This is a genomic window from Sphingomonas sp. NPDC019816, from assembly GCF_050274375.1.
Classification (GTDB): domain Bacteria; phylum Pseudomonadota; class Alphaproteobacteria; order Sphingomonadales; family Sphingomonadaceae; genus Sphingomonas.
On the sequence record NZ_JBNNOB010000235.1, the window covers coordinates 1 to 2,668 of the forward strand.

General features: G+C 64.8%; 4 protein-coding genes and 2 pseudogenes. All 6 read left to right on the forward strand.

Annotated elements, in window-relative coordinates; genetic code table 11:
- The first annotated feature begins 150 nt into the window (after positions 1-150).
- Complete coding sequence (locus ACQKJZ_RS18885; protein WP_010339211.1) at positions 151-459, forward strand: conjugal transfer protein TraD; 309 nt, start codon at positions 151-153, stop codon at positions 457-459.
- A gap of 37 nt (positions 460-496) precedes the next feature.
- A complete protein-coding gene (locus ACQKJZ_RS18890; RefSeq protein WP_010339212.1) occupies positions 497-706 on the forward strand; it encodes a conjugal transfer protein TraD in 210 nt (69 codons plus the stop codon).
- A complete protein-coding gene (locus ACQKJZ_RS18895; RefSeq protein WP_010339213.1) occupies positions 699-1,253 on the forward strand; it encodes an AAA family ATPase in 555 nt (184 codons plus the stop codon). Before ACQKJZ_RS18890 ends, ACQKJZ_RS18895 begins: the two co-directional genes overlap by 8 nt.
- The gene (locus ACQKJZ_RS18900) at positions 1,246-1,509 is read left to right on the forward strand and encodes a hypothetical protein (RefSeq protein WP_010339214.1); all 264 of its coding nucleotides are present in this window, start codon (positions 1,246-1,248) and stop codon (positions 1,507-1,509) included. Before ACQKJZ_RS18895 ends, ACQKJZ_RS18900 begins: the two co-directional genes overlap by 8 nt.
- Before the next feature lie 2 nt (positions 1,510-1,511).
- A pseudogene (locus tag ACQKJZ_RS18905) lies at positions 1,512-2,576 on the forward strand (type IV secretory system conjugative DNA transfer family protein); the annotation flags it as partial.
- Between the two features lie 2 nt (positions 2,577-2,578).
- Positions 2,579-2,668 (forward strand): annotated as a pseudogene (locus tag ACQKJZ_RS18910) (single-stranded DNA-binding protein); the annotation flags it as partial.

The window sequence follows — 2,668 nt, forward strand, 5'->3', positions numbered from 1 at the left end:
TAGCGCACGTCGGCAACGACGTATAAGCGCGCACTCACACTCTCTGCCGTTCGCATGATTGACTTCGCCGCATTTTTGTTCGCAACCGCTGTCCTGCATCCGTGATCGTGCTACGCTGCCTCTCCCGATCATGGGCGCGAGGGAGAGAATATGCGCAAGGTCCGCGACTATGACGCCGAGTTGAAGGCGCTGGGCGACAAGGCCCGCGCGCTCAAGGCGAAGAAGGTCCAGCAGCTAGGCGAACTGGTCACGTCCACCGGGGCCGATACGCTTGATGCCGACGTGTTGGCCGGTGCGCTGCTCCATATCGTCGCCGAAGCACAGGCTGAAGGAAACCGGGAGGCGTGGCGCTCCGATGGCGCGGCTTTCTTTCAAGGGCGCGGGCGCAAGACTGGCCGACGTGCTGGCGGCAGCGCGGAAGGCGGAAGCGAAGCTGGCGCAGGCGAGGCACAGGCTTGATGCCGCCGCGCGCCGCATCGATACGAGAGGATGGGTCGTGGCCCGACGCGAGCGCACCCGCCATCTCATAGAGCTGGGCGGCCTGGTTCAGAAAGCCGGCCTGGTCGAACTGGCCGACGACGATCGCGCCACCCTCTACGGCGCGCTGCTCGAACTTGCCGCGAAGGCGCGTGAGGATGGCAACGCGCTCTCGCTCTGGAAGCGGCGCGGCAAACGCGCGTTCGACGCGGAAGCTGACGATGGCTGACCGGCCCGATTTTCATATCATCACTGGTGGTCCCGGTTCGGGTAAAACCACATTGATCGACGCCCTGGCGGCGCAAGGCTTCCACCATATGCCCGAAGCCGGTCGCGCCATCATTCGCGATCAGATCGCCATTGGCGGCGGCGCCCTGCCATGGGCCGATCGCGGGGCCTTCGCTGAACTGATGCTGAGCTGGGAATTACGATCCTGGCATGAAGCGCATGACCGAAAAGGCCCGGTGATCTTCGATCGCGGCGTTCCTGATGTGTCGGGCTATCTGCGCCTGTGCGGCTTGCCCGTTCCTTCCCATGTCGAGCGCGCGGCCGAGATGTTCCGCTACCAGCGCCGGGTATTCATCGCCCCGCCCTGGCGCGAGATTTTCGGGCAGGACACGGAGAGGAAGCAGGATTTTGCAGAGGCGCAAGCGACCTATGAGGCGATGGTCACGGTCTATGCCGATCTCGGCTATGAGCTTGTGTCCCTGCCTCTCGCCCCGGTTGCTGAAAGAGTGCGCTTTGTGCGCGCACGGATGTGGAGGGTAGATGACTGACCGCGTTCCCCGCTCATGGCAGCTCCTGATGGTCGGGTCAGGCGTACATCGGATCTCGCCCGATCTTTGCGACCGGCTTGTGCGCCTGCTCGATCTCTCGCCGCAAACCCGGCTAATCGAAATCGAAACCGATCAGGGCGGCGTCAGCGTCTCACGGGACTGGCCCAGCGACAAGATGGAGGAGGTCTCGGCGATCGAAGCCGAAATCCAATCCACCCCCGGCATCATCCGCATGACCATGTTCCAGGCGAGTTGACGATGGAGTGGTTCCGCCAGCTCGGCCGCGCGATCCGCAACCTGTCCCGCATCGCGCGCCAGAATCCCATATGGGCGATCACCGCGCTGGTGGTCAGCCCAATCCGGCTGATCCGCCATCTGTTCGCCGTCCTGATCCTGTTTCTGGCCGCCGGCATCGTGCTGGGCCTTGGGATGCCGCTCATCCTGGGCAAACTGCTCGGCCTCCCGCATGATTCCAACCTCTATCAAATCATCATGATGCTGACGGTGATCGTCGTCATCCTCATTGGCCTGCGCGCGCTCTTCCAGCCCCTGATCCTTGCTTATGGCGGCCCTGCCGCCGACGACACCCACGGCTCGGCCCGCTTCGCCACCGACGCCGAAAACCGCGCCTATGCCGGTGATAGCGGCCTGCTGATCGGCCGCGATCGCAAGACGGGCAGGCCGCTGCGCTATGCCGGTCCAGCCCATCTGCTGACGATCGCGCCGACGCGCACCGGCAAGGGCGTGGGCACGATCATCCCCAATCTGCTCGACTATGCCGGCCCGGTCGTCTGCATCGACCCCAAGGGCGAAAATGCCCGCATCACCGCCCGCCATCGCGGCAACTTCGGCCCGGTCCATGTCCTCGATCCGTTCGGGGTGACGGGCCTTCCCGGCGCGGCCTTCAACCCGCTCGATCGCATCGACCCTGCTGGCCTCGATCTCGCCGACGACTGCATGACGCTGGCCGATGCGCTGGTCTATGACGCCCCCGGCGAAGCCGGCGAGGCGCACTGGAACGAGGAAGCCAAGGCGCTAATCGCCGGCATCATCCTCGCGATCGTCACCAGCGAGCCGCCGGCGACCCGCACCCTTGCCACGCTACGCGATCGCCTCACCCTTGCGCCGCAAGCCTTCGCTGCCATGCTCGAAGCGATGCAGGCGCAAGGCGGCCTCGCTGCCCGCGCCGCCAACCGGCACCTCGGCAAGTCCGATCGCGAAGGCGCCGGCGTCCTGTCGGCCGCCCAGCGCCACACCCATTTTCTCGACAGCCCACGCATGACAGCGGTGCTGGGGCATTCCGATTTTACGTTCGCCGATGTGTGCAGACGCGTAAATGGACCGATCAGTCCGGCGTGGAAAAATACACCACCGAAGTGGTGGTTAACGTTGGCGGTACCATGCAGATGCTGGGC

Coding starts and splice junctions, on each gene's coding strand:
- ACQKJZ_RS18885 (WP_010339211.1), top strand. CDS start 151: ATGCGCAAGGTCCGCGACTATGACGCCGAGTTGAAGGCGCTGGGCGAC.
- ACQKJZ_RS18895 (WP_010339213.1), top strand. CDS start 699: ATGGCTGACCGGCCCGATTTTCATATCATCACTGGTGGTCCCGGTTCG.
- ACQKJZ_RS18900 (WP_010339214.1), top strand. CDS start 1,246: ATGACTGACCGCGTTCCCCGCTCATGGCAGCTCCTGATGGTCGGGTCA.